We start from the raw sequence: 19,180 nt of genomic DNA on the forward strand, positions 1-19,180 counted from the left end.
AGATTTATTGTAGGCAAGGGCTACACCCGTTGCTATAGGCATGACGTATCGGTTCGTGACAATCTGTCCATAACTTGCCGTTTTCTCGTTAAAAAGAAAACGGGTCCCGGCGGGTTAGCAACCGAAATGGACTAAGAGTTTAATGGGGACTATATGGGAGAGAGAGAAAGAATGACCGGCGGGGGAGCTTGGCCCCCGCCGGTCAGGCACTTCAGGTAAAGGGCTTTTCTTGTTCCGCATGCTCAAGCAGCAGTGCGGGTGGGGTAAAGCGTTCGCCGTAAATGTTTGCTAGTTCCTGAGCTCTTTCAGTAAAGGCTCTCACCCCATACTGGTTAACAAACTGTATTGCTCCGCCCGTCCAGGGCGCGTATCCAATACCAAAGATGCTGCCGATGTTGGCGTCTTCAACAGTGCGCAATACGCCTTCCTCTAAGCAACGGACAGTCTCAATGGCTTGAATAAACAGAATCCGATCTTTCAGATCCTGCAGCTTTACATTGCGGGCTTTCTCATTGTCCACAAAGAGAGTTTCAAGCTCAGGCCATAGGTACTTCTTGCCTTTGGCAGGGTATTCATAGAAACCGGCACCTGCAGCTTTGCCTTTGCGCCCGTGCTCATTGACCATTTGGTCGATGATTGCCTCGGCTGGGTGCGGGTTCCATGTTCCTCCCGCTGCTTCCACATCTTTTTTACTCTGGCTACGAACGAGCTGCATCAGCGTCATGCTGACTTCATCGGAGATGGTCAGAGGACCGACGGGCATGCCTGCCAGCAAGCCTGCGTTCTCGATGCTGGCAGGATGAATACCCTCGCCCAGCATGCAGATGCCTTCGTTCACAAAGGTGCCGAAAACGCGGGAGGTGAAGAAGCCGCGGCTATCGTTCACAACCACCGGGGTCTTGCCGATTTGCTGAACGTAGTCGAATGCGCGCGCCAAGGTCTCATCGGACGTTTTCTCGCCGACAATGATTTCTACAAGCTGCATCTTGTCCACAGGTGAGAAAAAGTGAAGGCCGATAAAGTTTTCCGGCTTGGCAGACGCATTTGCCAGCTGTGTGATAGGAATAGTCGAGGTGTTGGACGCGAAGATACCGTTGTCCACCAGCTTGGGTTCGGCTTCTGCGGTTACCTTGGCTTTCAAATCACTGTCTTCGAATACTGCCTCGATAACCAGATCGCAACCTTCCAGATCGGCGGCGGAGTCAGTGGCTTTGATACGACCCAGAATTTCCGCTTTTTTCTCCTCGGTCATATGGCCACGGCTGACCTTTTTCGCCAGCAGGTTTTCCGAGTAGCTTTTGCCTTTTTCGGCGCTTTCAACAGAAACGTCTTTCAGCACCACGTCCATGCCCCGGATAGCGGTGGAGTAGGCAATGCCCGCGCCCATCATGCCTGCGCCGAGGACACCTACCTTCTTGAAGGTCTCTTTTTCCACACCGGAAGGACGGCTGCCGCCCGCATTGATGTCATTCAACTGGAACCAGAAAGTGCCCGTCATGTTCTTGGAAACCTGACCAGTCACCAGTTCGGCAAAGTAGCGGGTTTCGATCAGGCTGCCGTTATCAAAGTCTACCTGAGCACCTTCAACGGCTGCTGCCAGGATGCGCTCGGGCGCTGGATAGCAGCCTTTGGTTTTCTGCTTCAGCATGGCCGGTACAATAGGTAGCTTTTGCGCCATGGCCGGGTGGTGCGGTGCGCCACCAGGTAGCTTGAAGCCTTTCTTGTCCCAGGGCTGTTGGCATTGCGGGTTAGCATCAATAAATGCCCGTGCCTTGGCCATCATGTCTTCTGGGGAGTCTGCCAGTTCATCAATAATTCCAGCTTTCAGGGCAGCAGAAGGGCGAAGTTTTTTGCCTTCCATCAGAAGCGGGAACGCGCCTTCCAGACCAATCATTCGAGGCAGGCGCTGAGTGCCGCCGCCGCCGGGCAGGAGGCCCAGAGATACTTCCGGAAGGCCCAGTTGGATGCTGTTGTTGTTCAGCACTACGCGGTGATGGCAAGCTAGGGCAATTTCAAATCCGCCCCCCAGTGCTGCGCCGTTGATGGCGGCGACCACGGGTTTGCCGCAGGTCTCCAGCGCCCGCATCTGGGCTTTCATGGCGTTGACCATGTCTTCAAAGGCCTGAGCGTCGTCGCGGGTAACTTTGAAAATTTCGTTCAGGTCGCCGCCGGCAAAAAAGGTTTTCTTGGCAGAGGTAACAATGATGCCGCGAATGTTCTCCAGATCGCCCAAAACTTTGGGTACGGTTTCATCGAGGGCTTCTCGGAACGCCTTGTTCATGGTGTTCGCGGACTGGCCCGGCATGTCGATGGTGAGGGTCAGAACCTTGTCTGAACCCAGTTCATAACGTATAGCACTCATAATCGGTTCTCCTTACAGAAAAAGTGTGGGGGTTCAGACCCGCTCAATGATGGTGGCAATGCCCATGCCGCCGCCAACGCAAAGCGTCGCCAGCCCGTAGCGCAACTCACGGCGCTCCAGTTCGTCCAGCAGGGTGCCGATAATCATTGCGCCGGTGGCGCCGAGAGGATGGCCCATGGCAATTGAACCGCCGTTCACGTTCACTTTCTCATCGGGAACCGAGAGCTCCTTCTGGAAGCGCATTACCACGGAGGCAAAGGCTTCGTTCACTTCAAACAGATCAATCTGATCCACCGTCATGCCTGCTTTTTCCAGAGCTTTGAGCGAGGCCGGAGCTGGGCCGGTGAGCATGATGGTCGGGTCAGTACTGGTGACTGCCGTTGCAACAATGCGGGCGCGGGGTTTGAGACCCAGAGCCTTACCCTTCGCTTCGCTGCCAATCAGAATGCCGGTCGCGCCGTCTACCATTCCGGAGGAGTTACCTGCGTGGTGTACGTGATTGATTGTTTCAACATAGTGATACTTTTCCCGGGCCACGCTGTTAAAGCCCATTTCCCCCATCATCTGGAAAGAGGGTTTGAGGCCCGCAAGGGAGTCAATCGTAGTGTCGCCGCGCACATGCTCATCACGGTCGAGAATGACAACGCCACTCTGATCGGTAACAGGAACAATAGACTTGGCGAAGTAACCGTTCTTCCAGGCGTTAGCGGCTTTTTGCTGGGATTTTACAGCGAATCCGTCAACATCTTCCCGGCTGAACCCTTCAAGCGTGGCAATAAGGTCAGCGCCAATACCCTGAGGCATGAAACCGGTATGCATGTTGGTATGGGGGTCCATAGCCCAGGCGCCACCATCCGAGCCCATAGGCACGCGGGACATAGACTCAACGCCACCGGCAACAACCAAATCTTCCCAGCCAGAGCGAACTTTCATGGCTGCCAGATTAACGGCCTCAAGGCCGGAAGCACAGAATCGGTTGAGGGTAACGCCAGCTACTTTTTCATCCCAATCTGCAGCAAGTGCCGCTGTTTTAGCAATGTCGGCGCCTTGATCGCCAACGGCGGAGACGCAACCAAGCACTATATCGTCTACCTGAGAAGTGTCCAGGTTATTTCTCTGCTGCAGCGCATTGAGCACAGTCGTCAGTAATGTAATGGGTTTGACACTGTGAAGTGAGCCGTCTTTTTTACCGCGCCCTCTGGGAGTGCGGACCGCGTCGAAGATATACGCCTCGGTGGTCATTGCTTTTCCTTTGGTGATTATTGCTTTGTGTTTTATTTATCGAGCTTGTCACCATAGCCCCTTAGCAGCCTTGTGTGTAATGACGCCGCCTGCCAATCGGATTGGCAAAATTGCTCAGCTGGCATGACAGGCAGGGTTTCAGCTTCTATTGTTTACAGACAAAGGCGCCGACTTTTGAAGTGCGCCACTTGGATTGCGGAGGCACAGCTACATGTCTTTTAGAGATGCGGTCGAGAATTTTTACGAACGTTTGGTGATAGAAGCAATAGAGGCAACAAGAAAGCCGGAGGATACGCCAGACTATCTGGCTGACATTATGTGTGTGGCTCTTAACAGGCTGCCGCCCCGATACTACAGGCACACCGTTGACATGATGTTTTATCTGGCCGACGAGGAACTCAAGGGCATGAGAGACAAATCCCTGATCGCCGTAAAAAACGCCAGGGATTTTGTCATAGAGCATCAGCGCGAGTAGAGCGCTGAATGTTTAGCTGGTCATTGCATCCAGCGCCTTGTTCAAGCGCTCTGCCAGCGCAGGGTCTGCAGCCATGTCGGGCGCTTTGAGACACCAGCTAGCGACTAGGCTTTCCATACTCTTTAAAGCGCTGTCGGCTTTTTCGGAGGAGCCCATGCCTTCGGCTAGGCGCTGAACCTGTATTTCCATACGCCTTTTCTGCTCAACCTCTGGCGATGGCATGCCTGCAAGAATTTCTGCACGGATGACGATTCCTTGATCATCCAGTTCGGGCAAACTTTCGGCGAGCTGAGGCCATTTGTCTGGTAGGGCGCCTGAAGCTACCTCCCCCCCGGCGCGTACAAGCACAAACTTTTGCCACTCTGCAATACCTGCCTTGAGTTTCTGTGCTGCAATCGCCTGATTCAAACGTTGCTTTTCTTTTTGAATTTTCTCAGTAACTGTCGCAGAGGTTTGTGCGGCGTCAAGGCTGCGCAATGAGGTTACCGCTTGTTCCAGCGCCTGTTCATCCTGACTGGAATCCACGCCCATAGCCTGCTTGAGTATTGCCTCTGCAGCGGAATCGGCTTCCTGTGTCGCGCGTTGTTGTTCAGAGCGCTCTGTATCCCGGCGCGCAAAAATATCATCACAGGCTTTGCGGAATGCTTGCCACAATTTTCGGTCTTCCCTGTGTCGCGTAATGCCGATTGCTTTCCAGTCCGTTTGCAGGGCTTTTGCGTTGCTCATAGCCTCTTGAAGGGGTTCGTGGGAAATTAGCGCTTGCGCCTGTTCAACGATTGCCAGCTTAAGTGCTTCATTTTTGCGGCGCTCATCATCAATGGGTGATTCTAGCTTTTTAAGCAGTTCGTCAAATTGCTTCTGTACCTGCCGATTATCCCTGAACTCTACAGGCCATGCAGATTTCCACTCCTGACGGGCTGTTTGCAGAATATGCTCAACGGCTTTCCAGTCGATGGTGCTCCAGTCAACGCTGTTCACAAAATGTTCCAGCTCGGCACAAATTGTTTTGCGCTTTTCCAGATTTGCCTGTTTTAAGCCCGACTTGGCCTTAAAGTAGGTTTTGCAGGGCTCGTAGGCCTTATCCGACGCCTGCTTGAAACGTGCCCACATAGTGCGGTCTGACGAGCCACCAAGTTCTCGCCATTCTTTTTGGAGATCCTTTATGCGCTCGGATTTTGCTTCCGGCTCCATGGACTGTTCTGCCAGATATTCCATCTGTTCACAAAGAGCGATTTGCTTGGGTTCGGTGGCAAATCCCTGCCAGTCCGTCAGCTCTCGCAGTTGGCCTGTGAGAAGCTGAATTCGTGCCTGAAAAGTCTTGCCGTTGCGGTGGTCAAGGGTCTTTAGACACTGTTGGGCAGTTTTTAGTAGGTGGCGGGATTCCTTGAGCTGTTTGGCTTCCAGAGCCTCTTCAAGCTGGTTAAGCGTTATTTTTAAGCTCTCTGTTGCAGCTTGTTGCTGCTTTTGATCATCATTCTTCTTGACCTGTGCTTTCGGTTTTTTGGCCAGTTTGTATAGGGGTACCAGTAGATCCGGAGCAGGGAAACCCTCCGGCCAATTGATCTCTTTGATCAGCGTAGAAGCTTGCTCGCGGTCCCCCGGGTTTGCGTCTTCATCAGCAATAGCCGAGAGCGCGTGAAGTGTCTCTTTTGACTGACTAATGTGGCGTACGGCACTCATATAATTACGCAACGCCATCATCGACATTTCATAAGTTTTTTGCTGCTGTTTTTCTACATGGGTGTCCCGAGTTGCTTCCAGCCATCTGTTTTCTTGGGTTTTCTGAAGTGCATCCAGAGAGGCCAAAGATGCAAGAGCTTCTGTGGGTTGGCTTCGCAAGTCGTCCAATGTTCGGGCAATCAACTCTAAGGTTTCTTCTCGTTGAAGTTGCTGTTCTCGCTGCTGCTCTTCTGCCGCCTGAGCTGCTTTCAAGTCAGACAAGCGTTCGCGGCAGAGGTGGACCGACTCAAGGAACTCGCTCATTTGGTCTGGTGTTGCCTCAGGCTCCACTTTTGCCCATTGGCTTAGAAGTGTCTCCAGACGCGCCTCATAAAGCTTGGTGTCGTCACTCTTAGCTTGATCCTTGGCGTTGCGGATCAGCGTGGAAATGGTGGCAGAAATGGCTTCCTTATGAGTCTGCTCATCCCGGATCACCTGCAATTTCTGCCGAACTACCTGATACACGCTCTTGTCTCGGTTTTTCGCCTGTTTTTGTACCTGCTGCAACAGCTCAGCGTCTTGCAGCAAACCGGCGGCCTTGAGCCGTGTGTCTGCCGTTAAGCCTTCAATGGCGAGGCTAGCGGCAACCTTTTGAGTCGGGCCAGCGTGTAACACCTGCAGCTGCTCTTCCCTTAATTGGGCGCGCTTATCTTCCACCGGCTCTGCCGGTGGCTGATCGCGAGCTTGTGCCTTGCGATCCGGGGCGGAGGGTTTGCGGGATTTGAACAGTTTCTGGAGAAATGCAGCCATGAAGATATCCTTAGGGATTGAAACCAGTCTGCGGTGTCGGGCAAAGTAAGCCGACACCGGTCATCAGCTCTCTGCAGTACAAGCACAGAGCGCCGGACACTATTGTCACTACTGTTAAAAATGAGTGTGTCGGCCTTCGGAACCTGCGCCGACAGAATTAAATCGGGGCTAGTCTAGCGCTTTGTGAGCGTTTGCGGGAAGGGCTGAATGGCAAAACAGGAAAATAGCGAGAACCAAGAATACAAAGCACGCTCGGTGGCCCTGAGACTGCTGGCTCGCCGCGAACATAGCCGCCAAGAGCTAACGCTGAAGTTGCGACAGCGTCAGCTTGAAAGCTCAGTTATTTCTAGAGTTCTCGATGATTACGAAAACGAGGACTGGTTGAACGACAATCGTTTTGCCGATGTTTACTCACGACAACGAATTGATTTGGGCTACGGCCCCCTTAAAGTTATGGCAGAGTTACAGCAGCGTGGTATTCATTTTTTGCCGGACTGCCTTGAGGAATTGGCTGATGCCGATTGGGTCCGGAATGCACTTTTGTTGAGGGAAAAGCGTTTCGGCTTAACGGATTTGAGTAATGAGTGGGACGAAAAGGCGCGTCAGGCCCGCTTTTTTTCTCGCAGGGGCTTCACCAGCAACCAAGTGGAACGGGTGCTTGAGGTAAGCAGGCCGGACGATCCTGTCGTCTAACTTGGGTTCTAAAGCGTCGGAGGGACCATCCCGAGCTCCGGTGGCAAGTTGGCACGGTGATCCGCACCTTCCTCTGGGCTTTCCATGTTGGAAAGTCCCTCTGTGCTCTGTTCCAATCCAACGAACGGCGATGGAGCAGCAGCTACGCGCTCCGCGGGGGTCATTATTCTTGCGAGCACATCATAGTAGCGGCGGATATTCTGAACATAGAGAACTGGCTCGTGGCCACGGGCATAGCCGTAGCGTGTTTTTTTATACCATTCTTTTTGCGCGAGCAGAGGCAAAAACTCTTTTACATCCATCCAGCGGTCAGGGTTTTTCCCTGCACCTTCGGTAAGTCTGCGGGCATCTTCCAAGTGACCAAAGCCTACGTTATAAGACGCCAAAGCGAACCATGTACGGTCAGGCTCTGAAATGCGATCGGGAATCCTTTCGTGCACCATACGGAAGTATTTTGCGCCACCTTGGATACTTTCTTTAGCGTCCAGCCTATTATTGATTCCAATGTAGTTTGCTGTGTTCCGGGTCAGCATCATTAGCCCACGAACCCCTGTCGGAGAAACCGCATTGGGTCGCCAGTGCGACTCTTGATAGCCAATGGCAGCCAGCAAGCGCCAGTCCATGTTGAAAACCGAAGCATTTTCTCTGAACAGCCCCTCATATTTTGGCAAGCGGTTTTCTACGTGGTGCATGAACGTGCGCGCACCCACGTAGTTCAGATGATCCAAATGCCCATAAAAACGTTCAGCAAGCTGCGCCATGGTGCCGTTTGCCTGCATTTTTTCCATAAATGCCTTTGCTGCGTTCACCAATGAGTCGTCTTGATTTATGGGAAACAGCCATGCCAGTTGCATGGCGTCGCCAAGTGCAAAGGCCTGTTTAACCTGAGGGAAAAAAACGTGGTTAAGCTCAAGTTCATTCGAAGAAACAACAGCGTAGGGGAGTTCGCCAGTTTCTACGCGTGCCAAAATGCCTGCAGCATCCAATCCGGGATGCACTTGCCACGAAACACCGGAGGCCATGTTCGTAATTGCTTGCAGTTGATACTCATGATTGCTGTCGGACACCAAGTGGAGGCGCTCGTTGGCAAGATCCGACAAAGACTCGGGGCGTTCGACATCCCTGTTGTATACAACGATTGACTGGGCTTCAATGCCGGTAGGAAGCGATTTGTATTGGTTGTCGAACAAGGGTTGTGCAGACAAACCCGCCATACCGATGTGCGCGAAGTCTCGGGATATTACGGAAAGCACTTTAGTGTTGTCTTCGGCAACTCTGAGGCGAAGTTCTACACCAAGCTCTTCGGCAAAGAGCTTGGCCAACTCATAGTCGTAACCTGTTGGCCCACCGCGCCCTTCATAATAAATAGAAGGTGCAATTCGGGTGATGACGTGCAGAACGCCCTCATTGCGAATCTCCTGCAGAGTGCTGGGCTGGCTACACCCATTTAAGCTGAGCAGGATCATTGTTAGCGTGCAGGCGAGGAATGATCTATTTGCCGCCGCTGCAATTCGTGCAGTTAGGTTTCTTGCCAAGTCCCTGTTCTCCGTTACCGCTGGGTCATCGGGATGCGCGCAAACAATTTGGCGCATCCGGTGTCTTTTAGCGTGTGGTCTCCATGTCCACACTCTAATGATCCCTGCTGTGGGAAGAACGGTCAATGAAGTTGATCAAAAACCGTGCAAAATAATGTTAAATGCCCATTAGAGGAATAACTTTTCAGGCGCTGTATCCTGGCAAAGCTTTCAAGTATCATATGCGCCTTCTCAGAATGCACCCGGACTTCCCCGTTTCGCGCGATACAGGTTGATATCATGCTTGAACTTCGCGGCGCTCCCGCGCTTTCGCCATTCCGCTCCCATAAACTGTTCGCCAGAATTCAGGCCATCGTGCCAGAAGTCGAGAATGTTTATGCTGAATTCATGCACTTCGTAGATCTGGAGGGCACGCTTTCTGAATCCGAGCAGGCCATCCTTGATAGGCTGCTTACCTACGGCCCCAGCGTACCGGTTGAAGAGCCGGACGGCGTGCTGTTTCTCGTTGTGCCTCGCCCGGGAACTTTGTCCCCCTGGTCCAGTAAGGCAACCGATATTGCTCGTAACTGTGGCTTGCGCCAGATTCAGCGTATCGAACGCGGCGCGGCTTTTTATATTAAATCGAGCAAAAAACTGGGCTTAGACCAGCGCGAGAAGGTTGCAGCCCTGCTGCACGATCGCATGACTCAAAAAGTCTTCCATGAAATGGGCGGCGCTCAACTGTTGTTCAGTCATGAAGAACCTCGCCCGTTGGAACGTATTTCAGTGTTGGCCGGAGGTCGATCGGCACTGGTGGAAGCAAATAAGCGCCTCGGGCTTGCGCTTGCAGATGACGAAATTGATTATTTGGTGAAGTCATTTATTGGTCTTGAGCGAGACCCAACTGACGTTGAGCTTATGATGTTTGCGCAGGCAAACTCCGAGCATTGTCGCCATAAGATATTTAATGCTTCTTGGGATATCGACGGAGAGGGGCAGGAAAAATCCCTCTTTGCCATGATCCGAAATACCTTCGAAATGAATAGCGAAGGCGTACTTTCTGCCTATAAAGATAATGCTTCGGTTATTCAGGGTAGCCGGGGTGGGCGTTTCTACCCCGATCCGGTAACGGGTGTTTACAGTTATAACCAAGAAGAAATCCACATTCTTATGAAGGTGGAAACCCATAACCATCCGACAGCTATAGCCCCGGCAGCAGGCTCGGCAACCGGCTCCGGTGGCGAGATCCGTGATGAAGGCGCAACGGGCCGTGGCTCCAAACCGAAAGCCGGGCTTACAGGGTTTACCGTCTCCAATCTTAATTTGCCGGATGACCCCCAGCCTTGGGAAATCAATTACGGCAAGCCAGACCGAATTGCATCGGCTCTGGATATCATGATTGAAGGCCCTATTGGCGGAGCTGCATTCAATAACGAGTTTGGCCGTCCTAACATAGCGGGCTACTTCCGGACATTCGAAGAGAAAGTTGCAGGTCCGGCAGGCGATGAGGTGCGAGGCTACCATAAACCTATCATGATCGCTGGCGGACTAGGTAACATCCGCGCAGAGCATGTGGAGAAAGGCGAGATACCAGTAGGCGCCAAGCTTATAGTGTTAGGTGGTCCGTCCATGCTTATCGGTCTTGGTGGTAGCGCAGCATCCTCCATGGATTCCGGCTCCAGTAATGAGAACCTCGACTTTGCCTCCGTACAGCGAGATAACCCTGAAATGGAGCGCCGCTGTCAGGAAGTAATTGACCGTTGCTGGCAGATGGGCGAGAAAAACCCCTTGTGCTTTATCCATGATGTTGGCGCTGGTGGCCTGTCTAACGCTATGCCGGAATTGGTCAAGGACGGCGGTCGCGGTGGAAAGTTCGAACTGCGGGATATTCCCAGCGACGAGCCGGGTATGTCTCCATTGGAAATTTGGTGTAACGAGTCTCAGGAACGCTATGTTATGGCGGTGGCTCCTGAGAATCTGGAGCTTTTCGACGCGCTGTGCCGTCGGGAGCGCTGCCCATACGCAGTAATTGGTGAGGCAACTGAAGCTCATCATCTAGAACTGAGCGACTCCTATTTTAACGACAAGCCGGTTGATCTGCCGATGGATGTGCTGTTCGGCAAGCCGCCTCGCATGCATCGCAGCATTAAGCGAACATCTTTCAGCAAACCGATATTTGACTCTACACAAGTCGACCTGAACGATGCGATACGCAGAGTGTTGAGGTTGCCCTCAGTAGGTTCTAAGAATTTCCTGATAACCATTGGTGACCGCACGATTACCGGGCTGGTTGCCCGAGATCAAATGGTTGGCCCCTGGCAGGTGCCCGTTAGCGATGTTGCGGTTACTGCAAGCTCCTTCGATGTGTTGACTGGCGAAGCTATGGCTATGGGTGAGCGCACGCCGATAGCAACCATTGATGCCCCTGCCTCTGGCCGCATGGCTGTAGGTGAGGCTATTACTAATATGGCGGCCGCTGCTATTAGTAAGCTTTCGGATATTCGTCTGTCGGCGAACTGGATGTCAGCCGCCGGCCACCCCGGAGAGGACGAAAACCTTTACGAGACAGTTCGTGCCGTTGGTATGGAATTGTGTCCGGAGCTGGGAATCACCATTCCCGTCGGTAAAGACTCCATGTCCATGAAGACGGTTTGGGGAGAGGATAACGGCGAACATAAAAGCGTTACTGCGCCCCTATCTTTGATAGTCAGTGGTTTTGCGCCGGTCACCGATGTTTCGCGCACTTTGACGCCACAATTGATAAAAGATGTGGGTGAAACCGATCTGATTCTTATTGATCTAGCAGCAGGGCAAAATCGATTGGGTGGGTCGGCATTGGCTCAAGTCTATCGTCATGTTGGGGCGGTGGCGCCAGATCTCGACGACCCAGAAGATATTAAAGCTTTTTTTGCTGTTATTCAGGGCTTGAACACAGACAGCAAGCTTCTGGCCTATCATGACCGCTCTGACGGCGGCTTGTTTGTGACACTTGCTGAGATGTGTTTTGCTGGCCGCACCGGTGTAGACGTAAAGCTGGATGGGTTAGCAGATGACCCCAGCCAGTTTGCTCGCGAGCTGTTCAATGAAGAACTAGGTGCCGTTATTCAGGTGCGCAGGGAAGACACTGACTTCGTTTTACAACAGTTTTCTGCAGCCGGTCTGGGCGATCACATTAATGTCATTGGCACGTTAAATGATGAAGATTGTTTGCGCCTGACGTTTGAAGGCACAGCGGTTGTCAATAACCCGCGAATAGAACTACAACGTCTATGGTCTGAGACAAGCTACCGAATTCAGTCGATGCGGGATAATGCGGACTGCGCTCTGGAAGAGTTTGATAATCTTCTGGATGCAGATGATCCGGGGCTACATGTTGAGCTCACATACAATTTAAACGAAAATATAGCTGCGCCATACATCAACAAAGGCGCTCGACCCAAAGTGGCGGTTTTGCGAGAGCAAGGCGTAAACGGTCAGGTTGAGATGGCTGCAGCATTTGATCGGGCTGGCTTTGAGTCTGTCGATGTTCACATGAGCGACCTTCTCTCGGGGCGTTCGAACTTGGAGGCTTTTAACAGTCTCGTCGCTTGTGGCGGGTTCTCGTATGGAGACGTATTGGGGGCTGGCGAAGGCTGGGCAAAGTCCATCCTGTTCAACGATCGCGTCCGTGATCAGTTTGCTGCCTTCTTTAATCGGCAGGATACCCTCGCGCTCGGTGTGTGCAACGGCTGCCAGATGCTTTCCAATTTGCACGAGTTGATCCCGGGCAGTGAAGCTTGGCCTCGCTTTGTTCGTAACCAGTCCGAACAGTTTGAGGCGCGGCTGGCTATGGTTGAAGTGATGCAGTCACCTTCTGCCTTTCTGGAAGGGATGGCTGGTTCACGCATGCCAATCGCGGTTGCACATGGCGAGGGTAGAGTAGAGTTTTCAGGAAGTGCATCTGCTGCAGATCTTGCGGAAAGTGAGCGAGTAGCGCTGCGCTTCGTGGATAATCGGGGGCAGGCAACAATGCGCTACCCATACAACCCCAATGGTTCACAAGATGGCATCGCAGGTGCTACTACCCGGGACGGCCGTATCACAATTATGATGCCCCATCCTGAGCGTGTATTCCGTGCGGTTCAACACTCGTGGAGGCCCACGGACTGGCAGGAAGATGGCTCCTGGATTCGCATGTTCCGGAACGCGAGGCGCTGGTTCGGCTAAATAGAGAACGAAGCTTCAAAAAACCGACTTTAGTGAGCCCCGTTAGGGTGACTTTCTGGAGTCGGTTTTTTTGTGTCTGGAATTCGGTAGTTTTATCGTTTTTCAAGCTTAAAAAGTCACTATATTGGAAAAATACCCCTTGACTCAGTATCTTTATGCACATCGCGGGCGACGCTCTGTATATTCTGTGCGCAATGCGGCGGATAGAGCGTCATTTTTAATTGAAATCTTGTAACTAATTGAAATATATGACTTAAATTAATCGGGTGAAATTGTCACCAATTTAACCTAAGTGCAGTAAATACGGGGTTTATAGCGGTGTTCCCCAAATCTTTCCCCAGAGTTATCCACAGAATCTGTGGGTAAGTGGCTAAGCTATTAATCTGTACAAAAAATATCCTCAGACGGGCCGGTATCATGTATAAAATTTGCTATTTCGTACCCGAAACACATCTGGAGAAAACCAAGCAGGCGCTCTTTGAAGCAGGAGCTGGGCGTATAGGGGATTACGATTCTTGTGCGTGGCAATGCTACGGGCAGGGCCAGTTCCGCCCTCTTCAGGGAAGCAATCCGTTTTTAGGATCAGAGGGGGCACTGGAGACTGTTGGGGAGTTCAAGGTTGAGCTTGTTTGCCGCGATGAATTGATCCAACAAGCGCTTGCTGCCCTCAAGCAGGCTCATCCTTATGAAGAGCCTGCTTATGAGGTCTATCGTCTGGAAGGGTTATAGATCGTCTTTGGTTCGGGTGGCAGTCATTGGATGCCGAATATCACTGATATGAACGTCAAAGGAATCCTTTTTTAGATCCTCCAGAAAAAGTTCCAGCGTCTTGCGAACGGTAGGGAATGAAATGTCTTCCCATGGGATTTCATCAACAGCAAACAGTTGGCTTTCCAAAGACTCTTCGCCCGCCCCGAAATGCCCGTTTTTGAGGGTCGCCCGATAAAACATGTGAACCTGATTTATATGGGGAACATCAATAATGGAATAGAGTCCATCAATATGGACCTCGGCAAGGGCTTCCTCTAATGTTTCACGCTCCGCTGCTTCTACTGTAGTTTCGGCATTCTCCATATAGCCAGCGGGCAGCGTCCAGTAACCATAGCGAGGTTCGATTGCCCGGCGGCAAAGCAGAATTTTTCCCTCCCAAACGGGCACGGTGCCTGCGACAATTTTGGGGTTCTGATAGTGAATGGTGCTGCAGTTGACGCACACATAGCGGTATCGGTTGTCGCCCTCAGGGATACTTTGTTTAACCAGATGGCCGCATGTGCTGCAGTACTTCATGTTTTTCCCCGTATACTTAAATTGGTAGAGCGTTCAGTTTAATGATCTTGATCGCCGCTGTCTCACCCAACACCAGATTTGCGCAGGAGTTCCGATTTGCGTGATTTACTTGTTCAGCGCTTAACAGACTATGCACCCCGGAAGCTCGACCTGGATTACCCGGAGGCAGGTATACTCGTTCCGGTTACAGATGACCCTGATAACCCTGAAATGATATTTACGTTACGCTCTGAAAATTTGAGCACTCATCGAGGCCAGGTTGCTTACCCGGGCGGGAAACGTGATCCGGAAGATTCATCCCTAGCTGCCACAGCGTTGCGCGAGACTCATGAAGAGATTGGACTGCCGCCTGACCAAGTAGAAATTATTGCACCCTTGAGCCAGGTGATGTCACGTTATGGAATTCTCGTTTCTCCTTATGTTGGTGTTGTTCCCAAGAGCCACCCTTTGGATCCAAACCCGGACGAGATTGAAAGTGTTTTTCGTGTGCCGCTTTCCTTTTTTCTCGAAGACCGGCGCGAGCGCACGGATGCGTTGCACTTTCAAAACCACACCATTCACGTGCCTTGTTACCGTTGGGAGCGTTATCAGATATGGGGGTTGTCCGCCGTGGTTCTGGTCGACTTTTTGAATGCTGTGTACGATACAGGCATAGATTTACTTGAACCCCGAACCTAATGAGGAAAACCTAATGCTATATGAGCTCGAAGGCCGTGGGCCGGAACTTCACGGCGATGGCCAATTTATTGCCAGCAATGCAACTGTAATCGGCAATGTTGCTCTTCACGAAAAGAGCAGTGTTTGGTTCAACGTAGTGATTCGGGGAGACAATGAGCTCATTACGATTGGTCCGGAGACGAATGTTCAGGATGCCTCTGTTTTGCACACCGATCCTGGCATCCCGTTGACGTTAGGCAAAGGTGTGACGGTTGGGCATAAGGCCATGCTCCATGGGTGTGAAGTTGGGGATTATTCATTAATCGGTATTAATGCCGTTGTTTTGAATGGTGCAAAAATTGGCAAACACTGCCTCATTGGCGCAAACACGCTTATTCCTGAAGGCATGGTGGTTCCTGACGGCTCACTAGTAATTGGTGCGCCGGGCAAGGTTAAGCGGGAGCTCACTGACCAGCAAAAGAAGATGCTTGAACTTAGCGCTGCCCATTACGTACACAATGCAAGCCGCTATGTGAGTGGCTTAAAGCCCAAGAGCGATTGAGTTAAAACTTTATGGAACGGCAAGAGAAGGTCCGCTCGCCTTGTGTGAGCATATGTGCTCTTGATGAGCGAGATATCTGTATAGGGTGTCAGCGCACAGGTGATGAAATTTTGCGTTGGAGCTCAATGACCAACTGCGAGCGTAAAGCAGTGCTTTTGAAAGTCGCTGAACGGGAGCGGGAAATTAGTCTTTAACTGAACACGAAGATACCTAAGCGGATTCAGGTGTTCTCTGGAGGGTTGGCTTTGAACCATGTTAGTAAGGTAACGCTGGGCACGCCGCTAAAAACAAACGCTTATAGAGTGTTGTTATGTGGCTCCGGGGAGCTTGGGAAAGAGGTTGCAATCGAGTTGCAAAGGTTTGGGGTGGAAGTAATAGCCGTAGACCGGTATCCGAATGCACCCGCGATGCAGGTGGCTCATCGAAGCCATGTAATCGACATGTTGGATGGCCAGGCGCTACGTAATGTTGTTGATGTAGAAAAGCCGGACCTGATTGTTCCAGAAATCGAAGCGATTGCGACTGCTGAACTGCTCAAGCTTGAGCAGGAGGGCTATAGCGTTATTCCATCGGCAAGAGCGGCTCATCTTACAATGAATAGGGAAGGTATCCGTCGTCTTGCGGCAGAAGAGTTGGAGCTGAGTACATCCCCATATCGATTCGTTGATACAAAGGAAGACTTTATAGAAGCAGTATCTGCCATAGGTCTTCCGGTTGTTGTTAAGCCCGTCATGAGCTCATCTGGCAAGGGGCAGAGTACTGTAACTGAAAATAGCCAAGTTGATGCCGCTTGGGAGTATGCACAGACAGGCGGGCGTACAGGCAAGGGTCGCGTTATCGTTGAAGGCTTTGTGACATTCGATTATGAGATAACCCTGCTTACTGTAAGGCACTCGGGTGGGGTGAGTTTTTGCAACCCCATAGGGCACCGACAGGAGGACGGCGACTATAGGGAATCTTGGCAGCCGCAACCCATGAGCGCTAAGGCACTGGAGCGATCTCAAGAAATGGCTTTGAAAGTCACCGAAAACCTTGGTGGTTATGGGGTTTATGGGGTGGAGCTATTTATTCACGGGGATGATGTTTACTTTTCAGAGGTCTCGCCTAGGCCTCACGACACAGGGCTCGTGACATTAGTGTCACAGGACTTATCCGAATTTGTTCTCCATGCGCGAGCGATACTTGGCTTGCCAGTTCCGGTGATTCGCCAGCAAGGGCCTTCTGCTTCAGCCGTTATTCTACCGGAAGGGGATTCCAAAGAGGTCGCCTACTCGGGATTAGATGTAGCCCTTTCCGAAAAAGATGTGCAACTAAGGTTGTTTGGTAAGCCTGAGCTTTCAGGTCGCCGTAGAATGGGAGTTGCGCTAGCCAAGGGAGATTCTATCGGCGACGCGAAAGCTAAGGCGCTGGCAGCTGCAAAAGCGATAGAGGTTATGTTGTAAAAGGCTTGCTTCAGCCGGTGATTACTGCTGTTATGAGAAGGTGGCGCATTAGCTATGGAGAGGTGCACGAAAAGTATTTGAAAATATTTTCGTGACACAGTTGACACCTTCGGCCAGCTCTGTAGAATGCGCATCTCGCTTGAGGGACACACCGGAACAGCGGGGTGTTTTAAGAGAGTTAACTGTTTGAAAGTGTTGAAGAAAAAGCTTTTAAGATTCTTTGAAATAACAGTTGACTGGGTTGGGATTCGATGTAGAATACGCCCCTCGAAATCAAGCATGAAGCAGCCGGTAAGTATCGGTGGTTTTGGAAGTGAAGCTTCTGAAATGACTTGAAAAAAACGGTTGACAAGGCGGCGAGACGATGTAGAATACGCCACCTTGATTGAGCAACGGCTCAAACGCTCTTTAACAAATTGACCAAGTAATTCGTGTGGGCGCTGACTGGAGTATTTCGACAAGAAATACCAAGACAGCGACTCGTCGAAAATTGAGTTTTGTCTTGAGCAAGAATTAAGAATCTTCGGATTCTTGTATGATTTAAACTGAAGAGTTTGATCATGGCTCAGATTGAACGCTGGCGGCAGGCTTAACACATGCAAGTCGAGCGGAAACGAAGATAGCTTGCTATCAGGCGTCGAGCGGCGGACGGGTGAGTAATGCTTAGGAATCTGCCCAGTAGTGGGGGATAGCCCGGGGAAACTCGGATTAATACCGCATACGCCCTTTTGGGGAAAGCAGGGGATCTTCGGACCTTGCGCTATTGGATGAGCCTAAGTCGGATTAGCTAGTTGGTGGGGTAATGGCTCACCAAGGCAACGATCCGTAGCTGGTCTGAGAGGATGATCAGCCACATCGGGACTGAGACACGGCCCGAACTCCTACGGGAGGCAGCAGTGGGGAATATTGGACAATGGGCGCAAGCCTGATCCAGCCATGCCGCGTGTGTGAAGAAGGCTTTCGGGTTGTAAAGCACTTTCAGTGAGGAGGAAGGCTTTCAGATTAATACTCTGGAAGATTGACGTCACTCACAGAAGAAGCACCGGCTAACTCCGTGCCAGCAGCCGCGGTAATACGGAGGGTGCAAGCGTTAATCGGAATTACTGGGCGTAAAGCGCGCGTAGGTGGTTGAGTAAGCGAGATGTGAAAGCCCCGGGCTTAACCTGGGAACGGCATTTCGAACTGCTTGGCTAGAGTGTGGTAGAGGGTAGTGGAATTTCCTGTGTAGCGGTGAAATGCGTAGATATAGGAAGGAACACCAGTGGCGAAGGCGGCTACCTGGACCAACACTGACACTGAGGTGCGAAAGCGTGGGGAGCAAACAGGATTAGATACCCTGGTAGTCCACGCCGTAAACGATGTCAACTAGCCGTTGGGGATCTTGAATCCTTAGTGGCGCAGCTAACGCACTAAGTTGACCGCCTGGGGAGTACGGCCGCAAGGTTAAAACTCAAATGAATTGACGGGGGCCCGCACAAGCGGTGGAGCATGTGGTTTAATTCGACGCAACGCGAAGAACCTTACCTGGCCTTGACATGCAGAGAACTTTCCAGAGATGGATTGGTGCCTTCGGGAACTCTGACACAGGTGCTGCATGGCCGTCGTCAGCTCGTGTCGTGAGATGTTGGGTTAAGTCCCGTAACGAGCGCAACCCCTATCCCTAGTTGCTAGCAGGTTATGCTGAGAACTCTAGGGAGACTGCCGGTGACAAACCGGAGGAAGGTGGGGATGACGTCAGGTCATCATGGCCCTTACGGCCAGGGCTACACACGTGCTACAATGGTACGTACAGAGGGTTGCAAACCCGCGAGGGGGAGCTAATCTCACAAAACGTATCGTAGTCCGGATCGGAGTCTGCAACTCGACTCCGTGAAGTCGGAATCGCTAGTAATCGTGAATCAGAATGTCACGGTGAATACGTTCCCGGGCCTTGTACACACCGCCCGTCACACCATGGGAGTGGATTGCACCAGAAGTAGTTAGTCTAACCTTCGGGAGGACGATTACCACGGTGTGGTTCATGACTGGGGTGAAGTCGTAACAAGGTAGCCCTAGGGGAACCTGGGGCTGGATCACCTCCTTAAACGAAGTCGACGCTTCGGTCAGAGTCCACACGAATTACTTGGTTGATTGATAAAGAGAGCAAGGGTCTTTCAGGCCCGACTTGGCTTGTCTATGGCAAGCAAAACCGGGTCTGTAGCTCAGGTGGTTAGAGCGCACCCCTGATAAGGGTGAGGTCGGTGGTTCAAGTCCACCCAGACCCACCAAAAT

General features: G+C 51.7%; 13 protein-coding genes, 1 tRNA gene and 1 rRNA gene. 10 read left to right on the top strand and 5 right to left on the bottom strand.

Annotated elements, in window-relative coordinates:
- Positions 1 to 211: 211 nt before the first annotated feature.
- Both MWU62_RS13920 and MWU62_RS13925 read right to left on the bottom strand, forming a co-directional pair.
- On the bottom strand, positions 212 to 2,362 hold the full coding sequence (locus MWU62_RS13920; RefSeq protein ID WP_247115476.1) for a 3-hydroxyacyl-CoA dehydrogenase NAD-binding domain-containing protein: 2,151 nt from the start codon (positions 2,360 to 2,362) through the stop codon (positions 212 to 214).
- Positions 2,363 to 2,395: 33 nt separating this feature from the next.
- Entirely contained in the window at positions 2,396 to 3,604 is a 1,209-nt protein-coding gene (locus MWU62_RS13925; protein WP_247115477.1) for an acetyl-CoA C-acetyltransferase, read from the bottom strand.
- Positions 3,605 to 3,815: 211 nt separating this feature from the next.
- On the opposite strand from MWU62_RS13925, the gene MWU62_RS13930 reads away from it, so the two are divergent.
- Positions 3,816 to 4,079: a late competence development ComFB family protein gene (locus MWU62_RS13930; RefSeq protein WP_247115478.1), complete on the top strand. Its 264-nt coding sequence runs from the start codon at positions 3,816 to 3,818 to the stop codon at positions 4,077 to 4,079.
- A 12-nt stretch (positions 4,080 to 4,091) separates the two neighbouring features.
- Here the strand turns inward: MWU62_RS13930 and MWU62_RS13935 are convergent, their stop codons facing one another.
- Positions 4,092 to 6,548, bottom strand: a complete 2,457-nt coding sequence (locus MWU62_RS13935) for a DUF349 domain-containing protein (RefSeq protein ID WP_247115479.1) — start codon at positions 6,546 to 6,548, stop codon at positions 4,092 to 4,094.
- A gap of 207 nt (positions 6,549 to 6,755) precedes the next feature.
- On the opposite strand from MWU62_RS13935, the gene MWU62_RS13940 reads away from it, so the two are divergent.
- On the top strand, positions 6,756 to 7,241 hold the full coding sequence (locus tag MWU62_RS13940; protein WP_247115480.1) for a regulatory protein RecX: 486 nt from the start codon (positions 6,756 to 6,758) through the stop codon (positions 7,239 to 7,241).
- An 8-nt stretch (positions 7,242 to 7,249) separates the two neighbouring features.
- Here MWU62_RS13940 and mltF read toward each other — a convergent pair whose 3' ends face one another.
- Complete coding sequence (gene mltF, locus MWU62_RS13945) at positions 7,250 to 8,707, bottom strand: membrane-bound lytic murein transglycosylase MltF (RefSeq protein ID WP_247115493.1); 1,458 nt, start codon at positions 8,705 to 8,707, stop codon at positions 7,250 to 7,252.
- 348 nt (positions 8,708 to 9,055) lie between these two features.
- On the opposite strand from mltF, the gene purL reads away from it, so the two are divergent.
- Complete coding sequence (gene purL / locus MWU62_RS13950; protein WP_247115481.1) at positions 9,056 to 12,961, top strand: phosphoribosylformylglycinamidine synthase; 3,906 nt, start codon at positions 9,056 to 9,058, stop codon at positions 12,959 to 12,961.
- A 417-nt stretch (positions 12,962 to 13,378) separates the two neighbouring features.
- Positions 13,379 to 13,690, top strand: a complete 312-nt coding sequence (locus MWU62_RS13955) for a YqfO family protein (protein WP_247115482.1) — start codon at positions 13,379 to 13,381, stop codon at positions 13,688 to 13,690.
- Here MWU62_RS13955 and MWU62_RS13960 read toward each other — a convergent pair.
- On the bottom strand, positions 13,685 to 14,248 hold the full coding sequence (locus tag MWU62_RS13960; RefSeq protein ID WP_247115483.1) for an NUDIX hydrolase: 564 nt from the start codon (positions 14,246 to 14,248) through the stop codon (positions 13,685 to 13,687). The two genes, MWU62_RS13955 and MWU62_RS13960, sit on opposite strands and share 6 nt — an antisense overlap.
- A 96-nt stretch (positions 14,249 to 14,344) precedes the next feature.
- On the opposite strand from MWU62_RS13960, the gene MWU62_RS13965 reads away from it, so the two are divergent.
- The 6 genes from MWU62_RS13965 to MWU62_RS13990 all read left to right on the top strand — a co-directional run bounded on the left by MWU62_RS13965 (position 14,345) and on the right by MWU62_RS13990 (position 19,176).
- Positions 14,345 to 14,926 (top strand): CoA pyrophosphatase, encoded by a 582-nt coding sequence (locus MWU62_RS13965; protein ID WP_247115484.1) that lies wholly within the window; start codon positions 14,345 to 14,347, stop codon positions 14,924 to 14,926.
- 13 nt (positions 14,927 to 14,939) lie between these two features.
- The gene (locus MWU62_RS13970; RefSeq protein ID WP_247115485.1) at positions 14,940 to 15,467 is read left to right on the top strand and encodes a gamma carbonic anhydrase family protein; all 528 of its coding nucleotides are present in this window, start codon (positions 14,940 to 14,942) and stop codon (positions 15,465 to 15,467) included.
- Positions 15,468 to 15,478: 11 nt separating this feature from the next.
- Positions 15,479 to 15,661, top strand: a complete 183-nt coding sequence (locus tag MWU62_RS13975) for a DUF1289 domain-containing protein (RefSeq protein WP_247115486.1) — start codon at positions 15,479 to 15,481, stop codon at positions 15,659 to 15,661.
- A gap of 51 nt (positions 15,662 to 15,712) precedes the next feature.
- Positions 15,713 to 16,909 (top strand): formate-dependent phosphoribosylglycinamide formyltransferase, encoded by a 1,197-nt coding sequence (gene purT, locus MWU62_RS13980; protein WP_247115487.1) that lies wholly within the window; start codon positions 15,713 to 15,715, stop codon positions 16,907 to 16,909.
- A gap of 542 nt (positions 16,910 to 17,451) precedes the next feature.
- Positions 17,452 to 18,992 (top strand): 16S ribosomal RNA (locus MWU62_RS13985).
- Between the two features lie 107 nt (positions 18,993 to 19,099).
- Positions 19,100 to 19,176: transfer RNA gene (locus tag MWU62_RS13990), tRNA-Ile, on the top strand.
- Positions 19,177 to 19,180 lie beyond the last annotated feature (4 nt).

Source organism: Marinobacter sp. S6332, from assembly GCF_023016045.1.
Classification (GTDB): domain Bacteria; phylum Pseudomonadota; class Gammaproteobacteria; order Pseudomonadales; family Oleiphilaceae; genus Marinobacter.

Coding starts and splice junctions, on each gene's coding strand:
- MWU62_RS13920 (WP_247115476.1), bottom strand. CDS start 2,362: ATGAGTGCTATACGTTATGAACTGGGTTCAGACAAGGTTCTGACCCTC.
- MWU62_RS13925 (WP_247115477.1), bottom strand. CDS start 3,604: ATGACCACCGAGGCGTATATCTTCGACGCGGTCCGCACTCCCAGAGGG.
- MWU62_RS13930 (WP_247115478.1), top strand. CDS start 3,816: ATGTCTTTTAGAGATGCGGTCGAGAATTTTTACGAACGTTTGGTGATA.
- MWU62_RS13935 (WP_247115479.1), bottom strand. CDS start 6,548: ATGGCTGCATTTCTCCAGAAACTGTTCAAATCCCGCAAACCCTCCGCC.
- MWU62_RS13940 (WP_247115480.1), top strand. CDS start 6,756: ATGGCAAAACAGGAAAATAGCGAGAACCAAGAATACAAAGCACGCTCG.
- mltF (WP_247115493.1), bottom strand. CDS start 8,707: ATGATCCTGCTCAGCTTAAATGGGTGTAGCCAGCCCAGCACTCTGCAG.
- purL (WP_247115481.1), top strand. CDS start 9,056: ATGCTTGAACTTCGCGGCGCTCCCGCGCTTTCGCCATTCCGCTCCCAT.
- MWU62_RS13955 (WP_247115482.1), top strand. CDS start 13,379: ATGTATAAAATTTGCTATTTCGTACCCGAAACACATCTGGAGAAAACC.
- MWU62_RS13960 (WP_247115483.1), bottom strand. CDS start 14,248: ATGAAGTACTGCAGCACATGCGGCCATCTGGTTAAACAAAGTATCCCT.
- MWU62_RS13970 (WP_247115485.1), top strand. CDS start 14,940: ATGCTATATGAGCTCGAAGGCCGTGGGCCGGAACTTCACGGCGATGGC.
- MWU62_RS13975 (WP_247115486.1), top strand. CDS start 15,479: ATGGAACGGCAAGAGAAGGTCCGCTCGCCTTGTGTGAGCATATGTGCT.